This is a genomic window from Streptomyces sp. NPDC014891 (assembly GCF_043081085.1).
GTDB lineage: Bacteria > Actinomycetota > Actinomycetes > Streptomycetales > Streptomycetaceae > Streptomyces.
Map to the genome: position 1 here is coordinate 227373 of NZ_JBIBWF010000014.1, position 26639 is coordinate 254011.

Below are 26639 nucleotides of genomic sequence, written 5' to 3' on the forward strand. Positions count from 1 at the left end.
CATGGCCGACACGCTGTACGACACCGACCTGATCATCATCGGCGGCGGCCCGGCCGGCTGCGCCGCTGCCCGCATGGCCGCCAGCGTCGGCATGCGCTCGATCCTGATCGAGCCGGACCGGCTGTGCCGCAACCTCTACCGGATCCCTGCCCTGAACAACGTCCTCGGCGGCCACACCAGCGGCCCCGAGCTCGCCGACTCCATCGTCGCAGAACTGAAGAGCACGGAGCTGTGCCGCCTCGAACTCGGCCGGCACATCACCGCACTCCACGCCGACGACGACCGGGTGACCGCCACAGTGGCCACCGGCACCCGCCTCACTTCCCCGTACGCGATCGTCGCCACCGGCGTCGGCCCCCTCCAGCCCCGCGACGCCGCCTGGATCACCATCCCCGACGGCGTCACCCTGCCCCCGCTCTGGCAGGTCGAAGCGGACGACGCCGAGGGCCGGACCCTCCTGGTCCTCGGCGGCGACCGCCCGATCGGCACCTTCCTGCGCGCCCACCCGACCACCGACACACGCCTGCTCGTGGCGTACCCGGCGGCTGACGCGTACAAGATCGAGGAGATTCGCGAGGACCGCCGAGTCACGCTCCTCCCCGTCGAGCACCTGATGCTGAGCTGCGAAGAAGGCACCCAGGTATCAGCGGAAGCGGTGGGCCAGGACGGTGCCCGACGGAGGGTCACGGCGGACGCCGCCTACCTCAGCATCGGGAACGCGCCGATCGCCCCGTCCGGCGACCTGACTCGCGGTCCGGACGGATACTGCCCGCCGACCGACCAGCACCCCCGCGTCATCGTGGCCGGCGACCTCCGCTCCGCCCGCTTTCAGCGGATCATGACTGCCTTGGGCTCCGGAAGCGAAGCCGCACTGCACGCCTACTACGCGGCCAGGGAACTTCTCGCCCAGGGCTGAGACCACGTCGGCGGGATGCGACGACGGCGGCCCCCAGAAGGGAAGCTCCGCGATCAGTGAGACCGAGGTGGCGATCGGGGCGGGAACCGGAGACATCGGGGAACGGCATCTGGGGACGGACCGGTTCACCTCCCACCTCAGCGGCAGATCGAAGGTCAGGGTGGATGGACGCCTCACTCCGGCGACGGGTGAGGTGCTGGTAGGCAACGCTGCTGGCGTTGTGACCCGTGGGGACCATGGACACGTGAGCGAGAATTGAAGGACTTGGACGCCATGACAGAGAAGACCTCCCGCAGCTCGGGCGATGCGACTGACGCGCCGGTCATCTTGAGTAACGAGCCCGGCTCGTTTGCCTGGGGTGTGCTGGCCAAGCGTCACCCTGCCCTCCTCCAGCAGGTACGAGACGCCTTCCCGTACGGCCGCTGGCAGCACGAGGCCCTTGACGCCCTGCTGGACGAGATCACCCATGGCGTCATCGAGCCGCTCGCCTCTGGGGAGCACGACCGTGAGTGCTGGGCGGACTGGGGGCAGGAGTACTTCGGGCGCTCCTGGTACGACGCCCCGTTCCTGTGGGCGGAGAGCTACTTCTACCGCAGGCTCCTCGGCGCGGTCGGCTACTTCGGTACCGGGCCGTGGCAGGGAGTCGATCCGTTCGCGCCGTTCAAGCGGGCCGAGCTGCGCGGCGAGGCCGTGGAGGAGGAACTGCGGGCCCTGGAGACGCTTGCCAACGTTCCGGCGGACGAGCGGGCTGCGGCCCTGCTCCACGCGTCGCTCTGGGGCAACCGGGCGGACCTCGGCTTCCGCGTCTCGTCGGGGGAGCCGGCGGCCGGTGACGCCGCTGCCTCCGCGCTGGTCGCCGACGACGGCGCCATGCTGTGGCAGCTGTTGCCCGTCGGGGGCTCCTCGACCGTCGCCGTGGTGGCGGACAATGCGGGCTGCGAGCTGATCCCGGACCTGATCCTCATCGACCACCTCCTCGAACAGCGGCATGCCGAACAGGTTGTGCTTCACCTCAAGCCGTACCCCTACTACGTCTCCGACGCGATGACGGCCGACGTCGTCGACTGCCTCCGTCGCCTCACCGAGGCACCCGGCGAAGCCAGCGCGATCGGAGGCCGGCTGCGGAAGGCCATGGCGGCAGGAAGCCTGGAGGTCCGCACCCACCCGTTCTTCTGCGCTCCGCTGCCGTACGAGGAGATGCCCGAGGACCTCCGCGGCGAGTTCGAGAGCGCCACGCTCACCCTCATGAAGGGCGACCTCAACTACCGACGCCTGGTGGGTGACCAGCTGTGGGACGCCACGGCGCCCTTCGCCGATCTCACCGCGTACTTCCCTGGGGCCGTCGCGGCGCTCCGGACTCTGAAGTCCGACGTCATCGTCGGTTTGGAGCAGGAAGTACTGGATTCGCTCGAACGGTCCGGGGCTGCCTGGCGTACGAGTGGAACGCACGCGTTCAGGTGCGACGGTAGGGGATCTTTGTGACGACCGAGGCCCAGAGAGCAGTCGCCGCTGCCGTCGTCGTTCGGGGCGAGCGAGTCCTGCTCGTGCGGCGACGTGTGGCGGAAGGTGCACTCTCGTGGCAGTTTCCGGCGGGAAGATCGAACCTGAGGAGACTCCCGGGGAAGCCGCAGCACGTGAGACCGAGGAAGAGACCGGGCTCCTGGTGGTGCCGCAGAGTGTGCTGGGACAACGGGAGCACCCCATGACTGGCCGGGAGATCCACTACATCGCATGCAGTCCCGTCGGCGGCCAGGCGGTCGTGGCGAGTGCTGATGAGGTGGCCGGGCTGACCTGGGCCACGCACGGAGAGATCTCGCAGTACGTGCCGTACGGGCTATTCGAGCCGGTGCAGGACTACCTCGATGCGGCTCTACTCGCATGAGAGCCTTCGAGTCGACGTCACTGAGGAGTGAGGCGCGCGTTGTCGTTGTCGGGGCTGGGATAGCAGGGCTCACCACCGCCGTCGTGCTCGCCGAGGCCGGAGCCTCGGTGCACGTGGTCGCCGAGCAGGTGCCCGGCGTCACCTCGCTGGCGGCCGGGGCGATGTGGGGGCCGTACCTGGCAGAACCGAAGGACAAGGTCGACCAGTGGGGGCAGCGTTCCCTGGAGATCTTCCGCAAGCTAGCGGAGGAACCGTCCACGGGCGTCCGGCTCACCATCGGCATCGAGGCGTCCCGCACGGCCGAGGCGCCACCAGACTGGGCCACCGCCCTGCCCGGCTTCCGACCGTGCGAGCCGGCCGAACTACCGGCCGGGTTCTCGGCCGGCTACCGGTTCACGGTGCCGCTGATCGACATGCCCACCTACCTCACCTACCTTCTGCGCCGCCTCAATGCCGCTGGGGTAATGGTCGAGCAGCGACGCCTGGGCTCGCTGGGGGACGTCGGCCCTGAGCCCGTGATCGTCAACTGCACGGGCCTCGGTGCGGAGAATTTGGTCCCGGACCCCGACCTTCGGCCCATCCGCGGACAGCACGTCGTCGTCACCAACCCGGGGCTGACCGAGTTCTTCTCCGAGGACACCGGCCTCTCCCCGGACCTGCTGTGCTTCTACCCCCACGGCGACACCGTCGTTCTGGGTGGCACCGCCGTCGACGGCGAAGGCGACCTCGCCCCCGACGGCAAGGCGGCCGCCAACATCCGGGCCCGCTGTGCCGAGGTCGAACCCCGCCTTGCTGAGGCCCGCGTCCTGGAACACCGGATCGGTGCCAGACCGACCCGGGCCCGGGTCCGGGTGGAAGCAGAGCGGGCGGAGGACGGCACCGTGGTCTTGCACAACTACGGGCATGGAGGCGCCGGCGTCACGCTCTCGTGGGGCTGCGCCGAAGAAGTTGCAAGTCTCCTGACCGCCGACTGGGGAGACGGGCGGTGAACGACCATCCAAGGAAGCCCTTCCTCTACGTCGTCGTCTGCGCCGCCGGCATCGCGGGTGATGCCCACAAGCTGATCACCGCCGCGCAGGTGCAGGACTGGGGCGCCGGTGTCATCACCACACCACAGGGCCTCGGCTTCCTCGGCACCGAGGCGATCGAGGCCCAGACGGGCTACCCGATCCGCTCGGCCTGGCACAGCCCCGGCGACCCGAGCCCGCTTTCGCCCGCCGGCACCATTGCCGTCGCGCGCGAGCGTCTGCCCGCCGCAGCGGACTAAGGTCCTGGTGTGCCTCTCGCTCGATCCGGGAGAGATGGACCTGATCTCCCCGACTTCACCACGGACATGATGGGCCTCGGCCACCACGAAATCGGTGACCTAGAGCGGCCCGGTGGTGCGCCTCTATACGGTTGTCGAGCTAGCTGAGGAGATTAGTGAAGCGGGACTGGACCGTTTCCGCCCTGCACGGGATCTAAGCTCTGGGGTGGATCTACGTTGTCGCGGCTTGGCCTTGCCGATGACCAAGGGGTGTCCACTGATGCCTCAGCTCACATGCTCGGGATCGGCAAGATTCGAGTCGCTGCAGGTCAGTATGGGTTGAACGGCATGCCTTGCCGAGGCGGGTTCCACGCGTGGCTGTGGAAACCACCTCTAGCTCGGCCGCGGCGGCCTACGTCATGCACCACCCGGAGTTGCAATCTCCGTCTCCACTTTTCTCGCTGGGTGAACTCTGGATCGCGGTTCCCAGAGGGATGCCGTATCGAGTGAGATAGACATCGTCACGGCCGAGTGCGGCGCGACGAAGGTTGAGGAATCTCTCCAAATCCTCCGCTCTGCTGAATAGTTCAGCGTCATCGGCCCGCTGTTTCCGCCATTCTTCTACGGTATGAAAGGGGCAGAAGAAACATGAGCTCTTGGGAGGGACTGGTAGTCCGGCCTCTTGAATAAGCCGTATGCAGTCTTCCCGACGCAGTCCTAGATCGAGTAGCGGGTAAGAAACCTCTTGGTTGGGCTCCGCCCTCCGTCTGTTTGCCCGGTGGATCTCGTCGAGAGATATACCGACGCCGACGGTAGCTGGCGTCTCAGATGTTGCGCCGTGGCGACGGAGCCACCTAGAGATCACCTTAATCTTGAAGTCGGCCGTACAGTTGCGACGACCGGGTGCCCCGTTGGCCATCCGCACCGGGATCGGTATGGAGCGCGTTTCCGGTCTGTGTAGAAGCTGCCACAGCGTCTCCCTGCGCCCATCGCGTCGTACCTTGTCCAGGATCTCTAGGGCTATACCGTGCTCCTGTGCAAACGGTGACGCAAACTCCCTGATGTATCGCAGCGTTCCTGGGTTCTCGCTGTCGTCTCCCACGTTGGAGAACAGAAAGGTGGGGAAGTCGATAGCGCCCTTCGCGGCTAGGGCAAGAAGTGCAGTGGACTGGACTCCACCACCATACGAGATGACCCTCAGAGGCTGCTCTGGCTCATGCTCGCTAATTAGATTGAGTTCATCTGCAGGCATCGATTCGGTCAAGCCCAACCCCTCCGCACGTCTCGGTCTGGACAAGCAAACCGACGTGTGGCGAAGGAGTCAACGGCGAATCATTTCTCAAAATTGAGCTGACGGCGAAGATGTCACTGAGTAATTTTCAGATCACTCACGCCGAGCTGGATTCCGTGGCCTGGGATGGCGCTTCACCGGAATAGTCGAGTTGGTCCTGTCGGGGCAGCCAGGGTGTGCGCAGCTTACTGTTTCGATCATCAGGAAAACAGAAAGCCCTGCTGCCTCCGGTTAGCACCGGAGGCAGCAAGGCCTCGTCACTGGAGATGTCTACAGATGGCACACGGCGCAGCCAGCTTCGTCGTCATCCTCGTCGTGAGCGTCAGCAAGAATCTCGAGCAGGGGGCGGTTGGGCTTCACACGCTTGGCTGCGCGGTCGAGCGCGGCCTGGTGCTTCTCCTCGATCTCGTCCCGGCGAGCAATCAGTTCGTGCAGGGACTCGCCTTGGGACCAGGTGTACTCGCGGCCCTGCATCGCGGTGCGCCGGTAGTTGACCTTCTCTTCGTACGCTATGGCCTTCTCGAAGAGCTCCGGGTGACGGTCCTTGAGCCCCACCCACTCGTGCTTGCGCTGGAAGAAGCAGAAATAGCAGCCCGAGCGAGTGCGCCACTCGTAGTACGCCGGCAGACCGATGCCAGCCTCCTCGAGGATGCGGTCGACGCCGGCTCGGTCGATGCCGTCTTCCCGGAAGGGGAAGACCGCGGAGATGTTCGGCTTCGTGCTGACGTAGCCGAGGCGGTTCTCATCGGCGCGGATCGCGACGTAGGAGATCACCTCGTCATCGCCGACCCACTCTTCTAGGGGCTTGAGCTTCAGGTTCTTGGTGCACCAGCGCATCTGAGGGCTGGGCAGCGTGCCTTGGTAGACCTCAAGCCAGTGGTCGAAATCGCGGGTCGCGTTGAGACGCACGATTGGCTTGCCGACGGCGGCCTCAAGGCGGTTGAGGTACTCGTACGTCTCCGGCAGCTCGGCGCCGGTATCGCAGAAGAAGTACTCCATCTCCGGCACCCGGTCACGCATGTGAATCGCGAGGGCAGAGGAGTCCTTGCCTCCCGACAGGCCGAGGACGTGGCGCTTCTTCTCCGCCGGGCTGTTGGTGTCGGTCACAGCGTCTCCTTCGTCGTCGGGGCCGCGTCGGCGTCCTGCACGGCCAGGCGCTCGGCCAGGGCGGCGAGAAGGATTCGTGCGCCGTCGGGACCCAGTGCTTCTTCAGCCTGCCTGATGACACTGACAACGAGCTCGTCAGCCACCTGGCGGGACTGCTTGGGGACGTGGATGAGGGTGCGCTCCTCGGTCCCCTGAGGTGTGGTGAGCGTCAGCAGATGGGTGTCGATCTGCCGGGAGACGGCCGTCTCGTCCTTGGCCGCATCGGTAGCAGTGTGGGCTTCGTACAGGTGGCTCACACGGTCGAGCGCGCGGGCCACCTCCTTGACCTGCCGCGGGAAGGTCGCGGCGTCCTTGTCAGTCCAGTCTCCCAGGGCTCGGTTCGCCAGGCGGATGATGATCGGGTCGAGCCAGTCCTCGTCCGGCAGGCTCTCGTTGAGAACACGGGAGACGAAGCCCTGCAGGTTGAGCTCGAGCGGCGCGTTGGCGAAACCGAGCAGCCGTACGGTGAGTCCCGTGCGAAGGCCGGTGATCTCGGCCGGCAGACGGAACTCGCGGCCGATCGTGGCCACGACCTCCTGGCGCAAGGCAGCGCTGGCACCGGTGAGATCGTCGAGCGCTGCCGTCAGGCTGGTTACGAACGCCTTGGCTGCCTCGTCGTCCCGCGGTGCCGTAGCCCCGATCGGCTCGAAGCCCAACGCTGCGGGCAGAGAGGTGAAGACCAGATCGTCGGGGTCGGTGGCCTGAGAAAGCACGTCGCGGATTGCGAGTGCCTCGGCGCTCAGCCGACGAGTCTTCAGGGCATAGGGCTCCAGAACCATGACGCGCTCGAGCATCGCCCGCGTCACGCCGAGTAGCGCAGGGTTACGCGCAGCCCGGGAGCGCGGGGTGTCGACGTTGAGTGCCTTGGCCAGGCTGTTGACGACGAGGAGGCGCTGCCCGCGGCCTGTCGGGGAAGCCTTGATCGTGAAGCGGTCCGGGTAAGGGACGTTGAGCCTCTCGACGATCTCCGGAGTGAGACGTTGGCAGTAGTTGCCGTCCTCGAACAGGGCGACGTCCTGAGCACGCAGGATGAGCGCGGTAACCACGAGGATCGGAACGACGCCGGCTTTGACACCGTAGGGCGGCGCCATGAGCTGCTCGTAGATGTCGACGATCGGTGTGGCCTCCTTCGCGCCGGTCAGGGCTTCCTCGAGGGCTTCCCAGGCCTTGATGATGCTGGGGTTCTTCTCGAGGTTGGGGCGCGACAGGCCATGCGTGAGGATGCTCGTGGTGTCGGTTCCAGCTTCCGTCTCGCCAGCGGCGCGGTGCAACCCGAGGTATTCCAGGACGCCGTGGTACATGGCCCGCTCAGGCGTGTACTTCGTCCTGTCGTATCCGAGCAGGGGGTTGCCCGAACGCTGCAGCATTGAAGTCAGCAGTTCGCGACGGGCACGGGCGCCGTTGCTAGTCAGCTGGTGGCGTCCCACCATCTCGTTGCGGATGTGCGGGGTATGCGGGTATACCCGGTCGCAAGCCTGAGAGGCCAGGTTGGCGTAGCTGCGGGCCTCGATGGGCTCGCTGTCATCACCCTGCACCTCGGTTCCCTTGTGCCACAGGTGCCAGTTGGACTGCGGGCTCAGGGGATTGAACGCCTCGTCCAACAGGGTGCCGATGGCCTGCGAGAGATCCGCTGCACGTTCCTCGATCTCGCGGGTGGCGACGTGGTCGATGCTGTCGTCGTCGAGAAGCTCCTCGAGAGCGACCAGGTCGATGCCAGCCTGCAGAACGGCATCCGGGTTCTTCGTAGTGCCGATGAGCACCGGCAGCGGCGACTGCACCGAGGGGCGGGTCTTCAGTGGCCCGAGGTGGTAGACGATCAGGCCGTCAGCAGCGTCCTGGACAATCTGAGGTCCCTGGAGCTTCTCGCCCTTGTGGCTGACCGTGGTGGAGAAGTAGCGCAGCATGCCCGTGCGCTGGCTGTGTCCGCCGGCCACGACCGCCGCAGGAAGCACCGTCCCGAGGTGCTTGCTGAAGTAGCCCAGGACGTCTGCCGGGGCGATACGCGTGGCCACCTCTCGAACGCGCGCATCGATGTCGACGTCTGTACCCTGCCAGACCCGGTACTCGTTGCTGTAGGCGCGGTGGACGATGAAGCCGTCGTCGACAAGCTTGTTCAACCGCTCTTGCAGGGCGGCGAAGCGATCGGGGTCGAGTGCGTCCGTCGGGTCGTTCAGAGCGAACTGGATCATAGGCGGGGTGGCGCCCAACGCACCATCGGCATCCATGAGGTTGAGAATGCCGATCACCTTGAGAACGTCTTGGTCCTCCGTGGGCAATCCATGGGCCTCATTAAGGCGGTTGTCGACCTCGAGCCAGCGGCTGGCCTTTGTCGAGGCGAGGATCGTGGTACGGCCGGAGGCGAAGAAGTAGTCGTACAGCTGCGGCAGGCGCAGGGTGCATGCCTGCTCAGGGGCATCAGACGACAAGGTCTCCAGAGCCCGGCGGACCGTGTTCGGTTCGTCGCTGGCCAAGAATCCGGTGAGACTGCGGTCGTGCTGACCGATCTGTGCAGCGAGCAGAGGCGCGGCAACGGCGGTGAGCGGGTGCAGAGGGTAGAGGCTGGCGAACGTCTCCGCGGAGATGTCCACGACAGTGCGCAGGGCGTGGCGCTGCCACGTGTTAGCCGCTGCGTCGGCCTGTTGCTGGATGAGTTCGCGACCAGATTCCGAAACCCCGGTCAAGTCGAGGCGTCGACGCATGAGGTGGACTGCGTCGCCGAGGTTCGGAGCAAAAGTGATGTCTTCGAAGCGGCCTTGGACCTTGGCCCATTCCTGGGTCTGGATGGCGCTGGAACGGGCCGCGTAGTCGGTGAATGCAAGGTGCTGCAGCGTGAACATGAACAGCCGCATGCCCGAGGGGCCAGCGCCCTTCTCGGCGAGCATCTGCAGCAAGTATACGTCGCTCGCAGCGTTCCCTGAGTCGCCGGCAGCGGCGGAGTACTCGAGGTTCTTACCGAACTCGTCGATGATCAGGAGCAGGGGATGCCGGTCGCACAGGGCCGCGACGGCGTTGGTGATGCTCTCGTGGCTCGGGACCTCGCCCTCCGCGCAGGCGGCCAGCGCCTGGGCGATTTCCTTCGGAACCCTCTTCTTCCACTTACGCTCGACCGCGGTCAGAAGAGCGCGGTGCACGGTAGCGGCGAGAGGTTCGCGTCGAGCCGTGGCAACGGCGCCGAGGAATCCGGCCTTGTCGCTGAGTTCATCGCGTACACGGGCCAGCCGAGCGGCCTGCCCGGGGTTGCTGGCCCTGACCGCAGCCTCGGCCTCGGCACGTCGGGTTTCGTCGTGGCCAAGGAAGGCGTCGAAGAGGTTCGAAAGGGTGGACTTGCCAGAACCGTACGGACCAGTGAACGACCAGGCGCGGGTGCGACGCAGATTGGCCACGGCGTTGGTGACGCGATCAAGTACGTCGAGCGCGCGGGCTCCTACGTACGGGTCGTTGAGGTGCTTCTCCTCGACGTCGCGCTCAAGATTGGTGGAGCGCAGCTCCGAGCCGACCAGGGAGATACCAGCAGGGAGCTGTGCGGTGGCGACCTGCTGAGGGCGCTGAGTGGTCTTCGTTGCCATGGTTACGCGATCTCCTCGATCAGGTCCAGCGCCTCGACCTGCTGGGGCAGCTTCTTACGCGTCCGCTTGGGAGCGCTGCCGTCAAGTGCGGGGTACTTCTTGGTCCATTCCTGGGGCGTGGGGAATCCCTCGCGCTCGCGCACGCGTCCGTAGTGTGCGTCGAGGATGTCCCAGGCGAGCGGTAGGGGAGCCTTGGAGAAGGCCAGGCTGCTCTGGCCCAGTGCCGAGACGATCTGCAGGTCCGGGTGGTCGCTGACCAAAGACTCGATGGCCTTTGCCAGATCGGGTTCCCGCATGCGGAAGGCTCGGCCCGGAGATCCCGGATCCTGCGCGAGTCGGGCCAGTGAGATGGATCCGGCGTTCGCCGAGGACCGCGCGGCGAAGTCTAGGCAGGCGTAGGCCAGTACGGGGGCCGGCAGGTTCGAACGCGATCCGTTGGTGAAGCGCCAGCTCCGTTCCTTGCCCTTGCCCTGGCCTTCCAGCAGGCCTAGTTCACGGAAGGGGGACATGAGGAGGTCTTCGAAGCTACCCGGCGACAGCGGGTTGAACTCTTGGTCCAGCGCGTACATCTTGATCATGCATTCAACATCACGCGAGATGGACTCGCCCGCGGGCCAGTCCTTCTCGCTGAAGTTCTCGTGGACGTGGCGCGTGATGAAGCTGGTCATCTCGGCAGAGGTGACCCGGGAGCGGGGTGCCAGGTTGAAGATCATGTACCAGCTCGGCGCCCAGCACTTGGCTTCGGAGTCGTTCGAGAGCAACCACCAGTGCAGCATCCACAAGCTGCCCGTGTCCTCGAGGTAGGGGTCAGCTCCTTCTTCGTCGAGCAGCCACCGAGCTCGCCAGGTCGGAGATGCGACGAGGGCTCGGTATGAGGGGTCCTCGTGCGGGTGCTCCTGCGTGAGTTTGAACGCTTTCGACCAGTGCCGCATGGAATACACCATGTTCTTACCCACGCCGAGCAGGACGGGAGCGTCCTCGCGGTGAAAGATCTCGCTGTCGTGCTTGACCTGCATATACGCCTTGTGTAGCCAGCCGAAACGAGGGGCAAAGGTCTCGTGACGCCCGAAGGAGAGCTCCACGGCTTCAACGAGCCGGCTGTCTGACATGCGAGGGGCCTTTCAAGAGCAAGATCAAGAGGGAACGTGCCTGCGTGGGGGTAACGCTGGTCAGGGTTTGGCCGTCGCGGCCATGACCGACCGGACGTGTCTAACGGCGTCGATGGCCGCAACAGCGGCCCGTTCGATGTCGCGTTCGGTGGTTGCGTAGCCGAGAGAGAAACGGATAGTGGAGTCCGCGTCGTCACGGCTGTGCCCCATGGCGAGAAGTACGTGGCTGGGGCTAGGGGCTCCTGACGAGCATGCACTCCCGTCGGACGCGGCCACCTGTGGCATGGCCGCGAGAATTGCGTCGGCCGGCAAGCCAGGGAAGGTGACGCTGGTCACTCCTGGAAGTCGAGGAACGCGAGCCCCGTTGATCCGGCAGTCGGCGACCGCGGCGACCAGAGAGGCTTCTAGGGCGTCGCGCAATGCCGTGACCCTGACCACCTCATTGGAAAGCTGTTGATGTGCGGCTTGCGCGGCAGCCCCTAGCCCCGCGATTCCAGCCACATTCAGCGTGCCAGCCCGCCACCCGCGCTCGTGCCCGCCACCTACGAGTAGTGGATGGTGCGGCAAGGGTGTTCCACGACGCACGAAGAGCGCACCAACACCTTGCGGGCCGCCGAACTTGTGGGCTGAGAGGGAGAGCAGGTCGACATCAAGCTCACCAAGATCCAGCGGGAGACGTCCGACATACTGCGTCGCGTCCGTATGGACCAGGGCGCCGGCTTCATGAGCGGCCTTGCAAACCGGGGCCAGGTCGGTCAGCACCCCGGTCTCATTGTTCGCGACCATGAGGGAGACGAGCGCCACTGGTTGGTCGCGAAGCGCCGCAAGTAGAGGCTCAAGATCGACAACGCCATCCGGGTCTACTGGAAGAGTGAGTAGGGAGTCGGGCTGCCCTGCTGTAACGGTTCGGGCTGTTTCGATCACGGCTAGGTGCTCAGCACCGGTGGTCACCAGCAAGCCGCCGCGGGCGTAGCCAGCCCTCACGGCCAGGTTGTTCGCTTCCGTGGCCCCGGACGTAAAAATGATCTCACCTGGGGTGCAATTCAGCAGGTCAGCGAGGGTGCGGCGGGCCGCATCGACCCTGGTGGCCGCGTTGCGGCCCGGATGATGCATGCTTGACGCATTGCCGACGCTACGCAGTGCGCCGAGCGTCGCTTCGAGGGCCTCTGGTCGCAGAGGTGTGGTGGCGTTGTAGTCGAGGTACACCACGTCTGCGTCCTGCAGATCCCCTGCCATGTTCTGCCCCCATTTGCCACTGTGTGCCTTGACCACTCCTGGCGGCTTAGCTCGGGCCGCTCTCCTTTTCCACCAGGAGTGCACTGAGATCCTATCCAACGCCCTGAAGGTGCGGGGACCGCTCACGGGGTAAGAATCAGCTGAGACTGGCGTAAGCATCTGCGGTTTGAGGGCATCAAACCCGCCTTGACCTGCGCTTTCCAAGGTCACGTCCCCGCTGAGGCGGCCGCTCATTGCGTCGGAAAGTTCCACTCCTGGCGGATGGTGAGCGCTCGTGTCGGGCGCCCGCCAGGAGTCGCGTGTAGGTGACTCGCCGTATGCAGGAGCGCTTCGCCGGCTTTCCCATGTTTCGAATCTATGTTCGATTGGTCGAGGATGGCTTGGGTATGTGCCATGCGGTGATCAAGTCAAGCGGCTCTTGATGCTGGAGGTGGTGATGGGTGAGGTGTGGCGGGCGCTCCTTGGTGGGTTGGACGGCCCTGCCCTTCTCGTGGCGCAGCCCACCGGGGTGTCAAGGGTGCATGGAGCGTGGCGTGAATCTGCTGTCCTGAAGGTAGCAATATCTGCTATCCCCTGATGACTTGTCAGTGGCACCTGCCAAACTGGTGATCACCACTACGACGCCATGGGGGGCTCGTCAGGCATGACTACTTCAAGCATCTCCGGTACGGACGCCCTCACTCGGGTCGTTCAGAGGTATCGGGAGGACGACAGTCCTGCCCTGCAGATCGAAGTGGGTCTGCTACGGATGCTGGACGCGACGAACTCTCAGCAACTCGCTTCTGACTTGCGTGAGTTCGCGAGCCCATGGGAGATCCATCAGGCGACGGAAGACCTGCCGCCCGCCCTGCCCGACGAGCCTGGCCTCTACATGTTCGTCTGGAGGCCACCGTTCCAGTTCCATGTTGGCGCGATGCCTGCGCACGGTAGCTTCCCGCAATTGTTGTATATCGGGCAAGCGGGTGCATCGAACAACGATCGAGGTAACACCATTCGGCTCAGGTACAAGGACTACCGACGGCATCTGAGGGGCAACCCCGAAGATCTCTGGACCCAGGCCGAGCCCGAGACTCGGAATCAACGTCTCACCCGCTATCTCTCGCTGCGCCCCCTGGAGTTCTGGTGCGCCACGGTCCCCGAGCGCAACCGGATCGAGGGGCTGGAGAAGAGGCTGATTCGCTTGTACAACCCCCCGCTCAATGACCGCGGTCGGCCGAAGCTCCGGGCCCGCCTCGGCACTCCCCGTTCCGCCTGGTCAGCCTGATCACCGCACAGTAGGAAGAGAAAACGATGCCCTCCAAGACGTGGGTTCCTGCCTTCGAGGCGAAGGTAGGAAACTGGACGTACTACTCCTGCCTCATGAGCTACGCGGCAGTGGCGCGAGAGATCAACTTCGCTCATGACCTGGGTGGGAACCAGGATCTGGGCACGATGATCCAGCGCGGCGTTGGCGCGCGGACCACCGAGATCACCAACTACCTTCTCACGAACGAGAATCGGTTCCTGGGTGCCATCATCGTGGCGGCGTGGGGCGGTGCGCCCGAGTACATCCCTCTGGAGATGGAAAAGACGGCTGAGAACAGCGATGTGCTGTCCGGCATGGATGGGAACTTCGGTGTCCTTACCTTCGACGGTACCCACCAGTTCTTCGCCCTCGATGGTCAGCACCGGCTAAAGGCGATCAAGGATGCTGTGAAGCGCAATCCAGAGCTTGGCCGCGAAGACATCAGCGTTATCGTCGTTCCTCACTTCGACAACGAGGAAGGCCGCAGGCGCACGCGCCGCCTCTTCACCAACATCAACCGCAACGCCGTTAAGACGACAGCGCAGGAGAACATCGCGCTGGACGAAGACGACGGCTTCGCGATCCTGACCCGCCGGCTTCTCGACGATCATGAGTTCCTGCGGCAGGACGGTGTGGTTCAGGTCTTCAGCAAGGTCGGCGTAGACGGAGAGCTGAAGCTCGCCACACGCCAGGTGGGGGTCACCGGGACTGCTTGGACGACGATCGGCGTGCTGTACGACCTGCTCACCGATCTTGGGTTTGGACTCCACGACAGCATGAGCAAGACGTCACAGCGTGCGGCAGACGACGTACTCGATGAGAGCTTCGATGATCTGGCCGTGCGCATCGACGAGCTACTCAAGGCGTGTGGCAACATGCGTGAACGCTACGAGGCTCAGTCGGCGCCCAAGGAACTGCGTGCCCCGAAGGGCCGTGACGGCGAAGGTCATCCGTTTATGAGGCCTGCAGTTCAGGTGCAGGTTGCGCGTGCTGCGCGCCACATCATCGACCAGAACCTCCTTGACTGGCCGCGCTTGCTGGAGCGCCTGTCCGGGCTGGATTGGCGAATGTCTGCGCCCCCGTTCAGCGCCGTCTGGCAGGAAACACCGGACAGCGCCAGTCGCAAGGGGAAGATGATCGCTGCAAAGGACAACAACACAGCCTTGTTCGAGCTTTTGTTGGCCCACCTGGCGCCTAACTCCAGGGCGCAGATCGACCGTGCTATGAGGACGTATCGCACCGTGAAGAACGAGCGGTACCCGATTGCCGCGGACGAGCTCGCGAAGAATCTGCCGTCAGTTGATGCCTCCTGAGTGCTGGGGTGCACTCTTCGGCAGGGCAACGTGTTCGTTGCCCTGCCGGTGGTAGTTGATCGTCTCGATGGACGTCGCGTTGAGGCTGACTCTTTGCACGGAGGGAGGCTTAGCCTGCTTCATGCGACGTTGGAACCGCGGGCTTCTCGAAGAAGAGGTTGCTCCATATGACGTCCGCACGCCCGAGCGAGTCGGTCTGCGTGCTCGCATGAATCAGGCTAAGGCTTCGATCGGCGGCGAGAGACACCGTCTCCGCCGCAGACACGGGGTACATCCCCCGCTCGGTCGGCACTGGCCCGATGCGCGTGACCATGCCGAGTCGACCGCCGTCCTCCAGTAGCCCATGGATGCGGCTCATTGCGCGATGTCGCTCTTCCTCGTGAAGGAACATCCACACAGCCGTCAGCATTACCAGCTTAAAGGGCTGGTGCTGGCGAGCCACGGTGCTCAGCTCGGGCAGTCTGTCATCCACCCACCGGATGTTGTGACCGGGGTGGGCCTGCCGCCCAATGGTCCTGAACTCTTCTGACGGTTCTACCGCGACCACTGTGTGTCCTCGTGCTGACAGGGCGGCTGCATCCCTACCAGTGCCTGCTCCGATGTCCAAGACCCTCACAGGCTCTGTCGGAATCAGGTGGAGTACTTGGCGGTGCACTTCGTCGAAGGTGACCTGCTCGTACAGGCTGGCCAAACGATCGGTATTACCGCGCAGTGCTTGGATCCGTGCTTCGATCCTCTCGATTCTACCGTGCACTCCCATCCCTCTCTCCTGACGTCTTTTCACCTGGTGATCGACATCTCTTAGGCGTCTCGCTCGCAGTTAACGTTCCGACATGGCATCGATGTGCCCCGCCGCCGTCCCGGACGCCAGCTCTGGGGGCGCCATGTGTTCAGGCTGCGGCATGCCAGGCTCGACGAGCGAGCGCATTGAGGGAAATCGCTCCTGTGGGTCTGCTGCTGTAGCTCGCTGGATCACGGCCAGCTGGCCGGGGGTGCCTCCCCGCCGGCTCTGCTTGTCGTCAGGCGCCAGGAGGAGTCGCAGAACCCTCCCGAGGCCGTACGAACTCCTCTCGCGCTATGTACCGGCTGGAAGCCCGGGAGCCGGTTGGCTTCTGTCCGAGTCTCCGCTTGCGGAGAGGCTGCGGCGCTCTCTGTATGCGTCAGAGGTCGCCCGCAGCGCCCATAATGCACGTAATGCACATTGATCTTGAGCCTGTTCTGCGATTGGCGCGCTGCTGACCTGCGGTTTTCTTTAACCTGTTTCGGCTCTACATGTTTTCGATGACGCACCACGTGGAGTGCGTGGCGATCCTGGAGCCGGTCAAGAAGGACGCCTGAGCCTGGGCTTCGCCGGCACTCAGCTGTCCGCGTCAGCTGTCTGCGCCGCGGGCCCGGAGACGTGACTGGACCCCGTACCCGATCGAACGGGTGCGGGGTCCAGTGCGGGCGGCGTTGTGCCGGGGCCCGGGGGTATGTGGCGGCCTAGTGGCGGAGGTTGTCCTTCATGTTCTCCTTCGCCTCGCGGGCGTTGCCCTTGGCCTGGTCGGCGTGGCCTTCGGCGGTCATCCGCTCGTTGCCGACGGCGCGGCCCACGGTCTCCTTGACCTTGCCCTTGGCCTGCTCGGCGTGCGCCTTGGTCTTCTCCGTGCCCGACATCGGGACCTCCTCGTTGCTGTACCGGATTGGTCGTGACCACCTCCTGCTCGTGAACTCCGGCCCTAAACACGAATACTTCGCCGGCATTGTCGAAGGCGGTGTGACCTGGTGGCGAGCGGGATCGTATGCCCGCCCGTTCGAATAAGAAACAGGTAAGTTTCGCACGCATGGCCGGAAGGATGCCGGGCACATTTCGTTGCGGAGGTTGATAATCATGGTTCCCCTGCTTCTTGTTCTTCTGCTCATCCTGATCCTCTTCGGCGCCGGTTTCGCACTGAAGGCTCTGTGGTGGATCGCGATCGCGGTACTCGTCCTGTGGCTGATCGGTTTCGTCGCACGGCCTAAGGGCGGTAGCGGCCGCTGGTACCGCTGGTAGCCGACCGGCCCTGGAGCTGTCCGGGGGCGGTCTGACATGACGGTGGCCTCCCACCCCTCACCGGGGTGGGAGGCCACCGTCATGTTCGGCCGCGGACGATTGGTTTTCCGCTTCCGGTTGAAATCGGATGAAGCGGGTAACCGGAGACGGGTCGGGGCGGCGGCCGTGACGCAGCAGGGAACTGCTCACCTCCAGACAGCGGCGGCCGTCCCGGCGCGGAGGGGAATCCCGGATGTGTAGTCGCATTGATGCGGGGCAATCGGATTTCACGCAGGAAATCAGTTTCCTTCGTTGGCATCGAGTGTGCAGGAGAGATCGGTCGAGGACTTTCTTTCCCGGCTGTTCTTCCGTCTACCGGAGAGGATTTCCACCATGACTGAGAACGTATGGGGCTACCGCGAGACGTCCGGCCGTCTGGCCGGTGGCGACCTGACCGGTTACAAGGTCGAGGCGACCGACGGCAGCATCGGCAAGGTCGACAAGCACTCCGACGAGGTGGGTTCCGCCTACATCGTGGTCGACACCGGCCCGTGGATCTTCGGCAAGGAGGTCCTCCTGCCGGCCGGCACCGTCAGCCACGTCGACGCCGAGGACCGGAGGATCTTCGTGGACCGCACGAAGGAGCAGATCAAGGACGCTCCGGAGTTCGACAAGGACAAGCACCTCGGCAACGCCGAGTACCACGAACAGGTCGGCGGCTACTACGGCGGCCCGCGCGGATTCTGAGACGCGCCGAACGACCGTACCCGGGGCGGGGCGGCAGCCACACGGCTGCCGCCCCGCCCCGGCGTCGTCCGTGGGCGCGGGTGTGACAGGCTGCGGGTGGCGGTGGGTGCGTCGAGACCCGCGAAGGCGGGGGACTAGACTAGGGACTCAAGGTAGGAGACTTGAGACTCTAGGGAAGCATGTGAGAAAGCGCGCGGGCCTCACCGTCGAGAAGATCACGCAGGCCGCTGCCGACCTGGCGGACGAGGTCGGTATCCAGGCGGTCACCCTCTCGGCGCTTGCCCGTGACTTCGGAGTCAAGGACGCCAGTCTGTACGCGCACGTCAAGAACCTCCAGGACGTGCGGACCCGGGTGGCGCTGCTCGCCGCCGAGGAGATGAGCGACGAACTCGCGGCCGCCATCGCCGGCCGGTCGGAGGAGGGCGCCCTCATCGCTTTCGCCGACGCGTACCGGGCGTACGCCCTGCGCTGTCCCGGGCGGTACGCGGCGACCCAGATCGGTCTGGATCTCGACGAGATCTCGGGCGCCAAGGGCTTCGTCCGCAACATCGAGCTGACGTACGCGGTGCTGCGGGCCTACCGGCTCGAGGAGCCCGACCTGACCGATGCGGTCCGGTTCATGCGCAGCACCTTCCACGGCTTCATCACCATCGAGGCGACCGGAGGGTTCGGGCACCCGCGGGATCTCGACGGTTCCTGGCGCAGGGTGGTCGCGGCGGTGCACACCGCGCTTCGGCAATGGGCGCAGGGTGCGGCCTGACGCCTCGGTGCCGCCGGTGTCCGCGGCGGTCCGCGTTTGCCCCGGTGGGCTCTGGTCCCGTTCTCAGCCGGCGATGAAGCCCTTGAACACGGCGTCGCGCATCTCCAGGTAGCGCTCCATCATGTCGGCGCGCTCCGTCAGGACGTCCGAGATGTGCTGCACGCCGAAGAACGCGGACACGACGACGCGGGCGAGGGCCTCCGGGTCGGTGTCCGGGACGAGTTGCCCCGCGTCCCGGGCCTCCGCGATCAGGGCGGCGAGCATCTCCCGCCACCACTCGTAGGGCTTGGGCAGGTTCGTCCCGATCAGGGAGCGCTCGATCTGCAGCCGTGCGCCGGCCCGGACCATGGTGTCGCTCCGGAACGCCTCCGCCGTGCTGTCCAGTACGGCGAGCAGCGTGTCGAGCGGGTTGTCCTTCGTCGCGCGCACCCGCTCCACGAGTTCGGGCCAGCGCTCGTAGTGCTCCTCGACGACGGCGATGGCGAGCACGTGCTTGTTGGCGTAGTGGAAGTACACCGCGCCCTTGGTCATGCCGACCCGGTCCGCGACGTCCTGGAGGGTGACGGTGGGGTATCCCTGTTCGGCGAACACCTCGGCGGCGGCGTTCAGGATCTGGGCCTTGGTGCGTCGCGCACGCTCCTGTTTGGGCCGGCTGGTGACCGCCTGGCCCGTGCCCGGGGTGCTGTTCGTCGCGTGCATCGAAGCCCGCCTCCTTCGTCGTGTGAGCCTCACGGGAGCGCCTCTGTGGGCCCGTGGTCCCCACCCTTGAAATATCCCTTCGGGAATGTATATTTTCCCGAGTCGATCATAGTCCCACTCGCTGGGTCTGTTTAGGGGGAAACATGGCGATCGGTCTCACCGAGGACGCCCTGGCCACGGACGTGTCGGGGCACTCTCTTACCTACGACCAGACGGTGTCGCGCGCCCTGGTGCACCGCGCCGCCGTGTCCGAGGTGTTCCTGACGGACGGGTGCAGGTCGGCGGAGACCGGACGCCTCCTCATAGCCGCCCAGTGGCCGCGCAGTCATGCGCTGTACGAACCGGACGCCGCGGGATTCAGCGACCCCGTCCTCCTGGTCGAGACCGTGCGCCAGGCGGCCGTCTACGCGGCCCACCGCTTCTACGACGTCCCCCTGACCCGCCGCTTCATCTTCTGCGACCTCCGGCTCGACATCGAGGCCCCCCACCCGCTGCGCGTGGGGGCGACGCCCCTGCACGTGGTGCTCGACGGGCGGTTCGAACCCGAGGGCGACCTGGCCGCCGAGCGTTTCGGGGCGCGCTACTCCACGACCGTCCACGCCGGCGGACAGTACTGCGGACGGGCTTCGGTGAGGCTTCTCGCGGTCGGCGACGACCTCTACGACGCGCTGCGCTACCGCGTGTCCACCCCGGTCGGCGGACCCCGGCAGGCACGGCCCGGGACGCTGCTGTCGCCCACCGAGGTGGGGCAGGTCCGCCCGGAGAACGTGCTGCTCAGCGGGGAGGGAGCCGGCCGGTACGGCATGCATCTCGCCACCGGGCACCCCGGCTACTTCGAGCACGCCTGCGACCACGTCCCCGGGATGGCCCTCGTCGAGGCGTTCCGCCAGGCGGGTCACCAGACGCTGCGCCGGTCCGGAGACCTCCGGTCCCGTCTGATGACGGGCTGCGAGGTCCGCTTCGACGCGTTCGGCGAACTGGACGCGCCCGTCACGATCCTGGCCGAGGAGCAGCCCGCGCCGTCCGCGGGTTCGGGCGACCTGCCCGTCCGGCTGACGGCGGTCCAGGGCGAGGTGGTCCTCGCCCGGGCCACGACGACGTACCGGCCTCACCACACCTGTCGGCCGGCCGCAGCCGTCTGACACCCACCGTCGCACGGCCAGAAGGGGGATCGTCGTGGAGATCCATCAGCTGCGTGTCTTTCGCGAAGTGGCACGGGAGGCGAGCTTCACGCGGGCGGCCAGGAACCTGCACTGCGCCCAGTCCACGGTCACCGGTCAGATCAAGAGTCTGGAATCGTCCCTCGGCGTGGTCCTGTTCCTGCGGAGGGGCCGCTGCCCCATCGAGCTGACGCCCGCGGGCTCGGTGCTCCAGAGCCGCGTGGACCGACTCCTCCACGAGGTCGAGACGATGGGCCGCGAGGTCAAGTACGCGGCTCGGCAGGGGGAGACCGGACACCAGCGCTGCCCCGTCAAGAGCGCTCATGCGGTCTGACCCGGCGGTCGCCCCCTCGTGCGGGCCCGCCCGGACGAGGGGGCGACCTCTCCGGCCGACCACCTCGGCTGGTCACCCCGGCTCGACCAGCCGCACAGCCACGCACTGCAGCCGCCCGGAGCCGGAGGCGGCAAGGACACTATGAACCACCCCTCCAGCGTCGTCGCCTTCTTCGACGTCGACGAGACGCTCATCAACGTGAAGAGCATGGCCGACTTCCTCGCCTTCTACTGGCAATGGTCCGGCGAGGACCCGAGTCGTTTCGCGAGAGCGCGCGACGAACACCTCGGCCGGCAGTCCGCCGGGGTGTCCCGGGTCCAGCTCAACCGGGCCTTCTTCCGCAACTTCCGCGGCGCTCCCGAGGATGCGCTGCACCGGGCCGGGCGCGACTGGTTCGCGGCCGAGCAGGCCCGCGGGGACCTCTTCCACCCGCCCGCCGTCGAGGCCCTGCACGCCCACCGGCGTGCCGGTCACCACGTCGCGCTGGTCTCCGGATCCTTCCTTCCCTGTCTCGCGCCGGTCGCCGACGCGCTGCACGCCGACACGGTGCTCTGCACCGCCCCCGTGGTCCGCGAGGGAGTGCTGACCGGGGAGGTCGGTCCGCCGGCGATCGGCCCGCGCAAGGCCGAGCTGGCGCGACGGACGATGGCGGAGCGCCGGGCGGACCCGGCGGGCTGCCACGCGTACGGCGACGACTCCAGCGACGCGGACCTGCTCCGCGCGGTGGGCCGCCCCGTGGTGGTGGGCGAGGACCCGGGGCTCAACGCTCTTGCGCTGCGTGAGGGGTGGGCGATCCTTCCGGGAGTTCCGCGGGGGCGGCGCGGCGTACTGGCGGCAGCAGCATCCGCCACATCTGCGGGGAGTCGTCACCCTGGGCCTCCGGAGCCCCCGCGCTGAGGTGTCGCAGTCCCAGGAGGACGGCGAGCAGCAGCCGGCTGAGCACCTCGGGCCGGTGGGACCGGTCGATCATGCCGCCTTCCTGAGCGACGGCCACCAGGCGCAGCAGGAGTTCCTGGAGCTCCTGCACCTGCTTGGCGCGCAACCCCTCGGACCACGCCCGGTCCATCACCAGGCGCAGGCCGGCACCGAACAGCGCGTCGTTCCGGACGTGGTCCGCGAGGTTCGTGAGCAGGGCGTCGAGCACCTGGACCGGGGCCGAGTCGGAGTAGGCGGCCGCGTCGAGCGCCTCCTGCCACCGCTGCTCGAACCGCCTGGTCAGCTCGGCGCTCAGGGCCGCCTTGGACGGGAAGTGCCCGTAGAGCGCCCCCTTGGTGAGACCGGTGCGGCGGGCGATGGTCTCCAGGTTGGCTCCCGCGAACCCCTGAGCGGCGAACTCCTCGGCCGCCGCGTTGAGGACCAGCGCGTAGGTGCGTCGTGCCCTGTCCTGCTTCACCATCGCGTGGCCCCCACCTGGACATCCTCCCAAGAGATTCCTTCGTGACGGAATTTTTTCCGATCCGGACCCGTGGCGCAAGTGGCTACGGACGGTGAAGTCAGGCCATTTCCTCAGGTACGGGTAATGCCCGCATAGAGAAAGAGTAAAAGATGACACTCCTCGATCACCCCTCGCAGCCCCTCTTCTCGTCCCCTTCCGGGGCCTCGGTGCGGGACGCGGCGGCCCTCGGGGCGCGCCACGCGGCCGAGTCCGAGCTCGCCCGAAGACTGCACCCGGCCGTGGCCGGAGCGCTGACCGGGGCGGGATTCCCGCGTCACTTCGTCCCCGCGGAGTTCGGCGGGGAGCCGGGAACGTTCGCCGAACTGGTCGAGTCCGTGGCTCTGCTGGGGGAGGGGTGTACCTCGGCCGCCTGGTGCGCAGCGCTCCAGGCGGCCCACGGCAGACTCGCCGCCCATCTGCCGCGGCGGGGGCAGGCCGAGGTCTGGGGCTCCGGCCCGGACGTGCCGATCGCGGCGGCCGTGGTGCCGCCGGCCGGGCGGCTCGCCGAGGAGCTCGGCGGCTACCGGCTGACCGGACGGTGGAACCTGGCGAGCGGCGTCGACCACGCCGACTGGATACTCCTGGCCGCGCCCGAGCCCGGCGGTGGCGACCGGAGCCCGCGCGTCCTCGCGCTGCCCCGTACCGACGTCGCGGTCGAGGACACCTGGCACAACAGCGGCCTGCGGGGGACCGGCAGCAACTCCGTGGCCGTCGCCGGTGTCTTCGTGCCCCGGCATCGCACCATGTCCCGCGATGTGCTGGCCGCCGGCCGTCCCGAGGAGGACGCCGCGCGCTGTCACCGCGTGCCGTTCCCCCTGGTGGCCTCGCTGATGTTCGCGGCCCCCGCGCTCGGCGCGGCGCGCGGAGCGCTGGCCGCCTGGACCAGGCTGGTCGGGGGAGCGGCGGGCGGCGCCGGAGGGCTTCCGGGCGACGGCGTCACGCAGCAGGTGCTGGCCCGTTCGTCCGCCGAGATCGATGCCGCACACCTCCTGTTGCGCGGCGCCGCCGAACGCGCCGATCACGCGCCGCTCGACCGGCTGCCGGTGGCCCGGAACATGCGGGACGCGGCCGTGGCGGTGGAGATGCTGGTCGCCGTGGTGGAGCGCCTCTTCCGGAGCGGGGGGACGCGTGTCCAGTCCGAGGCGGAGCCGTTGCAGCGGTTCTGGCGCGACGTGCACGCGTTGGCCGGTCATGGCGCCCTCCGTCTCGCCCCGGCGGCTGCCGCCTATGCGCATGCGGTGACCTCGGGCGGGAGGTAGGCGGGGGACCGCCGAGCCGGGCGGACCGGAGAGGGCGCCACCCGGGGGCTCGCTGCCGGGAGTCGCCCGGAAGGGGGGGGCGGGGACTCTCGGTGACGGCCCCGGGGTGGAGGCACTCGGCGGCGGCCCCGGTGGGGGTGGGGCGGGGTGGCCGCGGCGCCATCGGGATCTCCGATGGAATTTGAAACCTTTGCGAAGGAATGATTTTCTCCTCATGGGACACCGCGTGGCCTCCGGGGCGTGAAGGGGGGCGGGTGCCCGGCCGTGAGCAGGTTCCTCCTGCTCGGCATCGACCGAGAATGGATGATTCCCGTGACCATGTATCCCGGACCGTCTGCCGTCCTCGCCGCCGGCCGTCGACCCCACCCGGCCGACCGAGGTGACGGCTCGTCGTGCCAGCCCGCCTCCCGAGAGATCTACACGGCCCCGGGCGGCGTCGATCGGCGCGGCGCGGGCTTCGCGCCCAAGGTGCCCGCCGATCCGGCGCCCCGCGTGCCGGCCGAGGCGGTCCGCGGCTCCGGTGCCCGCGAGGCGTCCGCGCAGGAGCTGGCCTGGTGGCAGCGCACCGAAGAGCTGCGATGTCGCTTCGAGCGGGCGCTGACCCGTGAACTCAGCCGCCTGGGGTTGTCCCCCTCGACGTATCTCGCCCTCGAACAGCTCGCCCTGCACGACGGGCAGTTGCGGATAACCGAGCTCGCCCAGGAGGTACGGCTCAGCCCCTCGTCCGTGTCCCGCGTCGTGGACCGGCTGGTCCGCGACGATCTCGCGGTACGCATGCCCAGCCCCGGAGACCGGCGCACCGTGCACGGCCGGATCACCCAGCGGGGCATGGCGGTCTACGAGAGGGCGCTCCCCGCCTACCGCAAGGCCCTCGCCCTGGCGCTCGACGACGCGCCGCGCACCCGTGGCGAGATCGAGGGCCCGTACGCGGCGCCCGGCCGCTAGTTCGTGTCCTGCCGATCAGGCCCCGCGAGCCCGGCCTGATCGGCAGGCCCCAGCGCTCCCCGGGCCCCTCCGGGCGCTAGAGAAGCGCGTCGAGGAAGCCGGTGAACTTGGTGCGCAGGCGCTCGACCTTCTCGTCCACCGTCAGCGACTCCTTCATGCGGCCGCCGGGCTGAGCCCGCTTCTTCCCTCGTACGTAGAGGGAGCACGCGAGGTCGCTGCAGATGTACTCGCCCACCGTGTCGTCGCCGTGGCCGCTCTGGCGCGCCCGGCGAGCGGTCATCAGCGTCACCCCGCTCGCCGTGTGCGTCGTCAGGCAGATCGAGCACATGGACTGGTGGCGCACGCCGCCCCGCGGGGACGGCAGGCGGAAGGAGAGGCCCACGAGGCGGCCCTCGTGCTCGGCCACGATGTAGCTGCGCTGCGGTGCGGCCGGGTCGCGCCAGCCGAGGAAGTCGAGGTCCGCCCATGGCAGTTCGGGGAGATCCCGCGGCGTCGTGAGGCGGGAGGCCTCGCCCTTGCTGCAGTTGACGAACGAGGCGCGGATTTCCGGGTCGGTCAGTTCCTTCATGATCCTGACCGTAACAGTCCCTATGTATAGTAGGCAAATGCCAAGGGTTCCTAGGTAGAAGCCCATGCTCCCTTGCATCCATCGCGCAGAGAGAGGCGAAAGCCATGTCCGAGGAGATCAGCACCACGAGCGCCGAGGAGGCGGCACCGGCCGAGCCGGCTCCGCAGCCGGAACGTTCGCCCGTCGTCGTGGCGCTCGTCCTCGCCCTGGGCGCGTTCGTCGCCCTCCTTGACACCACGATCGTCGGCGTGGCCATGCACTCGTTCACCGAGTACTTCGGCGTCGGACTCGCGGACGCCCAGTGGGCGTCCACCGCCTACCTGCTCGCGATGTCGTCGGTGATCCCGGCCACCGGATGGGCGGCGCAGCGCTTCGGTGCGGCCCACACCTGGATCGCCTCGCTCTCCGTCTTCCTGCTCGGATCGCTGCTGTGCGGCGTCGCCTGGTCGATGGGCAGCCTGATCGCGTTCCGGGTCGTGCAGGGCCTCGGCGCCAGCATGCTCTTCCCGCTGATGCGGATCATCGTCGTCGAGGTCGCGGGCCGGGCCCAGATGGGCCGGATGATGACGATGATGGCGCTGCCGCTGCTCGTCGCCCCGGTCCTCGGTCCCGTGCTCGGAGGCACCCTCATCCAGGAGTTCTCCTGGCGGTGGGCGTTCTTCCTCAACGTGCCGATCGTCCTCGCGGTGGTCGTGCTGTCGGCGCGCAACCTCCCCCACTCCAAGGGGCAGACGCCCGGTCGCCTCGACATCGCCGGACTGGTCACCATGGGCGGCGGCCTCGTCGCCCTCATCCTCGGCTTCAGCAACCTCGCCAAGGGCGACGCGTGGACGAGCCCGCAGGTCCTCCTGCCCGCCGCGACCGGCGTGGCCCTGCTCGCCGCCCACGGCATCCGAGCCGCCCGATCCCGCACTCCCGGTGTCGTGGACTTCTCGCTCTTCCGGGACCGGGCGTTCACCGCGTCCACGTCCATCACGCTGCTGAACAACTTCGGCCTCTACGGCGTCGTCGTCCTCGTCCCGCTGTTCTTCCAGCAGGCCGGAGGCAAGGGGCCGCTGGGCGCCGGAACGATCATGGTGGCGCAGGGGCTCGGCACGGCGGTCGCCGTCCTGCTCGTGGGCCGGGTCATCGACACCAAGAGCAATCCGCGCGCACTCGTGCTCTGCGGACTCCTGCTGGTCGCCGCGGGCCTGACCACCTTCGCGGTGGCCGACACGGGAGAGGTGAGCGTCCTGCTGCTCGTCGCCCTGTTCGCGCAGGGCGTCGGCCTCGCTCTGGCCTCCTCGCCCGTCATGGTGACGCTGTACCACTCGCTCCCGGCCGCCAGCGTGCCCGCGGCGACCACGGCGAACGCCGTGTCCCAGCAACTCGGCGGAGCCGTGGGCACCGCGACGATCGCGCTGCTCCTGCAGCACTACGTGTACGTGGCCGGCGGCGGCGCGGCGGACTTCGGCACCGTGTTCTGGTGGGCCCTGCTCTTCGTGGGCCTCACCGCCGTCCCCGCGCTGTTCCTCCCCCCGGGCACGTCGCAGCAGCAGGCGTGACCCGGCCCGGTGCGCCCGGGGCGCCGAACCGCCCCGGGCGCACCGGCCTCCCCCCAGCCGTACAGGAAAGAACTCTCATGTCTGTCACCACACTTGACCTTGCCAAGGTGCGCAACATCGGCATCATGGCTCACATCGACGCGGGCAAGACGACCACCACCGAGCGGATCCTGTTCTACACCGGTGT

The 26639-nt window shown here is 67.1% G+C and carries 24 protein-coding genes and 3 pseudogenes; 17 read left to right on the forward strand and 10 right to left on the reverse strand.

What is annotated here, in order from left to right:
• Window position 1: 1 nt before the first annotated feature.
• From ACF09E_RS32585 to ACF09E_RS32605, 5 genes and pseudogenes are all read left to right on the forward strand, one after another.
• A complete protein-coding gene (locus tag ACF09E_RS32585; protein WP_392209433.1) occupies window positions 2-916 on the forward strand; it encodes an FAD-dependent oxidoreductase in 915 nt (304 codons plus the stop codon).
• A 273-nt stretch (window positions 917-1189) separates the two neighbouring features.
• Window positions 1190-2398, forward strand: coding sequence for a damage-control phosphatase ARMT1 family protein (locus ACF09E_RS32590; RefSeq protein WP_392209434.1), 1209 nt, complete (start codon window positions 1190-1192; stop codon window positions 2396-2398).
• Window positions 2389-2798: pseudogene (locus ACF09E_RS32595) on the forward strand (NUDIX hydrolase). The gene ACF09E_RS32590 and the pseudogene ACF09E_RS32595 overlap by 10 nt, the downstream one beginning before the upstream one ends.
• Window positions 2795-3787: an FAD-dependent oxidoreductase gene (locus tag ACF09E_RS32600; RefSeq protein ID WP_392209436.1), complete on the forward strand. Its 993-nt coding sequence runs from the start codon at window positions 2795-2797 to the stop codon at window positions 3785-3787. The pseudogene ACF09E_RS32595 and the gene ACF09E_RS32600 overlap by 4 nt, the downstream one beginning before the upstream one ends.
• Window positions 3784-4035, forward strand: a pseudogene (locus ACF09E_RS32605) (flavoprotein); the annotation flags it as partial. The gene ACF09E_RS32600 and the pseudogene ACF09E_RS32605, both read left to right, overlap by 4 nt.
• Before the next feature lie 421 nt (window positions 4036-4456).
• On the opposite strand, the gene ACF09E_RS32610 reads toward ACF09E_RS32605, so the two are convergent.
• From ACF09E_RS32610 to ACF09E_RS32630, 5 genes are all read right to left on the reverse strand, one after another.
• Entirely contained in the window at window positions 4457-5308 is an 852-nt protein-coding gene (locus ACF09E_RS32610) for a phosphoadenosine phosphosulfate reductase (protein ID WP_392209438.1), read from the reverse strand.
• Window positions 5309-5605: 297 nt separating this feature from the next.
• Window positions 5606-6442: a phosphoadenosine phosphosulfate reductase family protein gene (locus ACF09E_RS32615; RefSeq protein WP_384941542.1), complete on the reverse strand. Its 837-nt coding sequence runs from the start codon at window positions 6440-6442 to the stop codon at window positions 5606-5608.
• Complete coding sequence (locus tag ACF09E_RS32620) at window positions 6439-10047, reverse strand: ATP-binding protein (protein WP_392209441.1); 3609 nt, start codon at window positions 10045-10047, stop codon at window positions 6439-6441. The genes ACF09E_RS32615 and ACF09E_RS32620 overlap by 4 nt, the downstream gene beginning before the upstream one ends.
• Window positions 10048-10049: 2 nt before the next feature.
• Window positions 10050-11156, reverse strand: a complete 1107-nt coding sequence (locus ACF09E_RS32625; protein WP_392209443.1) for a DUF4007 family protein — start codon at window positions 11154-11156, stop codon at window positions 10050-10052.
• Between the two features lie 60 nt (window positions 11157-11216).
• Complete coding sequence (locus ACF09E_RS32630; RefSeq protein WP_392209445.1) at window positions 11217-12392, reverse strand: cysteine desulfurase family protein; 1176 nt, start codon at window positions 12390-12392, stop codon at window positions 11217-11219.
• A gap of 748 nt (window positions 12393-13140) precedes the next feature.
• Here ACF09E_RS32630 and ACF09E_RS32635 point away from each other — a divergent pair.
• The gene (locus ACF09E_RS32635) at window positions 13141-13656 is read left to right on the forward strand and encodes a hypothetical protein (protein ID WP_392209447.1); all 516 of its coding nucleotides are present in this window, start codon (window positions 13141-13143) and stop codon (window positions 13654-13656) included.
• A 26-nt stretch (window positions 13657-13682) separates the two neighbouring features.
• Window positions 13683-14990, forward strand: a complete 1308-nt coding sequence (locus ACF09E_RS32640; RefSeq protein ID WP_392209449.1) for a DGQHR domain-containing protein — start codon at window positions 13683-13685, stop codon at window positions 14988-14990.
• A 109-nt stretch (window positions 14991-15099) separates the two neighbouring features.
• Here the strand turns inward: ACF09E_RS32640 and ACF09E_RS32645 are convergent, their stop codons facing one another.
• Window positions 15100-15681: a class I SAM-dependent methyltransferase gene (locus tag ACF09E_RS32645; RefSeq protein ID WP_392209451.1), complete on the reverse strand. Its 582-nt coding sequence runs from the start codon at window positions 15679-15681 to the stop codon at window positions 15100-15102.
• Between the two features lie 791 nt (window positions 15682-16472).
• Window positions 16473-16646, reverse strand: coding sequence for a CsbD family protein (locus ACF09E_RS32650; protein ID WP_361849610.1), 174 nt, complete (start codon window positions 16644-16646; stop codon window positions 16473-16475).
• A gap of 214 nt (window positions 16647-16860) precedes the next feature.
• Here ACF09E_RS32650 and ACF09E_RS32655 point away from each other — a divergent pair, with 214 nt between their 5' ends.
• The 3 genes from ACF09E_RS32655 (at window position 16861) to ACF09E_RS32665 (ending at window position 18508) form a co-directional block, all read left to right on the forward strand.
• Window positions 16861-17022 carry a hydrophobic protein gene (locus ACF09E_RS32655; RefSeq protein ID WP_361849612.1) on the forward strand — a complete coding sequence of 54 codons (162 nt, stop codon included), beginning with the start codon at window positions 16861-16863 and terminating at the stop codon, window positions 17020-17022.
• A gap of 372 nt (window positions 17023-17394) precedes the next feature.
• On the forward strand, window positions 17395-17748 hold the full coding sequence (locus tag ACF09E_RS32660; RefSeq protein WP_392209453.1) for a PRC-barrel domain-containing protein: 354 nt from the start codon (window positions 17395-17397) through the stop codon (window positions 17746-17748).
• Between the two features lie 181 nt (window positions 17749-17929).
• Window positions 17930-18508, forward strand: a complete 579-nt coding sequence (locus tag ACF09E_RS32665; RefSeq protein ID WP_392209455.1) for a TetR/AcrR family transcriptional regulator — start codon at window positions 17930-17932, stop codon at window positions 18506-18508.
• A 63-nt stretch (window positions 18509-18571) separates the two neighbouring features.
• Here ACF09E_RS32665 and ACF09E_RS32670 read toward each other — a convergent pair whose 3' ends face one another.
• Window positions 18572-19207: a ScbR family autoregulator-binding transcription factor gene (locus ACF09E_RS32670; RefSeq protein ID WP_392209457.1), complete on the reverse strand. Its 636-nt coding sequence runs from the start codon at window positions 19205-19207 to the stop codon at window positions 18572-18574.
• A gap of 143 nt (window positions 19208-19350) precedes the next feature.
• Between ACF09E_RS32670 and ACF09E_RS32675 the strand changes: the two genes are divergently transcribed.
• The 3 genes from ACF09E_RS32675 (at window position 19351) to ACF09E_RS32685 (ending at window position 21598) form a co-directional block, all read left to right on the forward strand.
• A complete protein-coding gene (locus ACF09E_RS32675; RefSeq protein ID WP_392209459.1) occupies window positions 19351-20349 on the forward strand; it encodes a ScbA/BarX family gamma-butyrolactone biosynthesis protein in 999 nt (332 codons plus the stop codon).
• 34 nt (window positions 20350-20383) lie between these two features.
• Window positions 20384-20701, forward strand: coding sequence for a LysR family transcriptional regulator (locus ACF09E_RS32680; RefSeq protein WP_392209461.1), 318 nt, complete (start codon window positions 20384-20386; stop codon window positions 20699-20701).
• A 141-nt stretch (window positions 20702-20842) separates the two neighbouring features.
• Window positions 20843-21598, forward strand: coding sequence for an HAD family hydrolase (locus tag ACF09E_RS32685; RefSeq protein WP_392209463.1), 756 nt, complete (start codon window positions 20843-20845; stop codon window positions 21596-21598).
• A gap of 334 nt (window positions 21599-21932) precedes the next feature.
• Here the strand turns inward: ACF09E_RS32685 and ACF09E_RS32690 are convergent.
• Window positions 21933-22097 (reverse strand): annotated as a pseudogene (locus ACF09E_RS32690) (TetR family transcriptional regulator); the annotation flags it as partial.
• A gap of 149 nt (window positions 22098-22246) precedes the next feature.
• Between ACF09E_RS32690 and ACF09E_RS32695 the strand changes: the two are divergent.
• The gene (locus ACF09E_RS32695; protein WP_392209465.1) at window positions 22247-23395 is read left to right on the forward strand and encodes an acyl-CoA dehydrogenase family protein; all 1149 of its coding nucleotides are present in this window, start codon (window positions 22247-22249) and stop codon (window positions 23393-23395) included.
• A 264-nt stretch (window positions 23396-23659) separates the two neighbouring features.
• Window positions 23660-24340: a MarR family transcriptional regulator gene (locus ACF09E_RS32700; RefSeq protein ID WP_392209467.1), complete on the forward strand. Its 681-nt coding sequence runs from the start codon at window positions 23660-23662 to the stop codon at window positions 24338-24340.
• Between the two features lie 76 nt (window positions 24341-24416).
• Here the strand turns inward: ACF09E_RS32700 and ACF09E_RS32705 are convergent, their stop codons facing one another.
• Entirely contained in the window at window positions 24417-24908 is a 492-nt protein-coding gene (locus tag ACF09E_RS32705; protein ID WP_392209469.1) for an FBP domain-containing protein, read from the reverse strand.
• A 104-nt stretch (window positions 24909-25012) separates the two neighbouring features.
• Here ACF09E_RS32705 and ACF09E_RS32710 point away from each other — a divergent pair, with 104 nt between their 5' ends.
• Both ACF09E_RS32710 and ACF09E_RS32715 read left to right on the forward strand, forming a co-directional pair.
• Complete coding sequence (locus ACF09E_RS32710; RefSeq protein WP_392209471.1) at window positions 25013-26452, forward strand: DHA2 family efflux MFS transporter permease subunit; 1440 nt, start codon at window positions 25013-25015, stop codon at window positions 26450-26452.
• Between the two features lie 77 nt (window positions 26453-26529).
• Window positions 26530-26639: GTP-binding protein (locus tag ACF09E_RS32715; protein WP_392209485.1), on the forward strand; the 110-nt coding region annotated here is incomplete at its 3' end.

Bases quoted from the DNA above. Each gene is read 5' to 3' on its own strand.
- ACF09E_RS32685 (WP_392209463.1), top strand. From the start codon at position 20,843: ATGAACCACCCCTCCAGCGTCGTCGCCTTCTTCGACGTCGACGAGACG.
- ACF09E_RS32670 (WP_392209457.1), bottom strand. From the start codon at position 19,207: ATGCACGCGACGAACAGCACCCCGGGCACGGGCCAGGCGGTCACCAGC.
- ACF09E_RS32710 (WP_392209471.1), top strand. From the start codon at position 25,013: ATGTCCGAGGAGATCAGCACCACGAGCGCCGAGGAGGCGGCACCGGCC.
- ACF09E_RS32655 (WP_361849612.1), top strand. From the start codon at position 16,861: ATGGTTCCCCTGCTTCTTGTTCTTCTGCTCATCCTGATCCTCTTCGGC.
- ACF09E_RS32675 (WP_392209459.1), top strand. From the start codon at position 19,351: ATGGCGATCGGTCTCACCGAGGACGCCCTGGCCACGGACGTGTCGGGG.
- ACF09E_RS32625 (WP_392209443.1), bottom strand. From the start codon at position 11,156: ATGTCAGACAGCCGGCTCGTTGAAGCCGTGGAGCTCTCCTTCGGGCGT.
- ACF09E_RS32620 (WP_392209441.1), bottom strand. From the start codon at position 10,047: ATGGCAACGAAGACCACTCAGCGCCCTCAGCAGGTCGCCACCGCACAG.
- ACF09E_RS32600 (WP_392209436.1), top strand. From the start codon at position 2,795: ATGAGAGCCTTCGAGTCGACGTCACTGAGGAGTGAGGCGCGCGTTGTC.
- ACF09E_RS32640 (WP_392209449.1), top strand. From the start codon at position 13,683: ATGCCCTCCAAGACGTGGGTTCCTGCCTTCGAGGCGAAGGTAGGAAAC.
- ACF09E_RS32650 (WP_361849610.1), bottom strand. From the start codon at position 16,646: ATGTCGGGCACGGAGAAGACCAAGGCGCACGCCGAGCAGGCCAAGGGC.
- ACF09E_RS32660 (WP_392209453.1), top strand. From the start codon at position 17,395: ATGACTGAGAACGTATGGGGCTACCGCGAGACGTCCGGCCGTCTGGCC.
- ACF09E_RS32590 (WP_392209434.1), top strand. From the start codon at position 1,190: ATGACAGAGAAGACCTCCCGCAGCTCGGGCGATGCGACTGACGCGCCG.
- ACF09E_RS32585 (WP_392209433.1), top strand. From the start codon at position 2: ATGGCCGACACGCTGTACGACACCGACCTGATCATCATCGGCGGCGGC.
- ACF09E_RS32695 (WP_392209465.1), top strand. From the start codon at position 22,247: ATGACACTCCTCGATCACCCCTCGCAGCCCCTCTTCTCGTCCCCTTCC.
- ACF09E_RS32705 (WP_392209469.1), bottom strand. From the start codon at position 24,908: ATGAAGGAACTGACCGACCCGGAAATCCGCGCCTCGTTCGTCAACTGC.
- ACF09E_RS32630 (WP_392209445.1), bottom strand. From the start codon at position 12,392: ATGGCAGGGGATCTGCAGGACGCAGACGTGGTGTACCTCGACTACAAC.
- ACF09E_RS32635 (WP_392209447.1), top strand. From the start codon at position 13,141: ATGCTGGACGCGACGAACTCTCAGCAACTCGCTTCTGACTTGCGTGAG.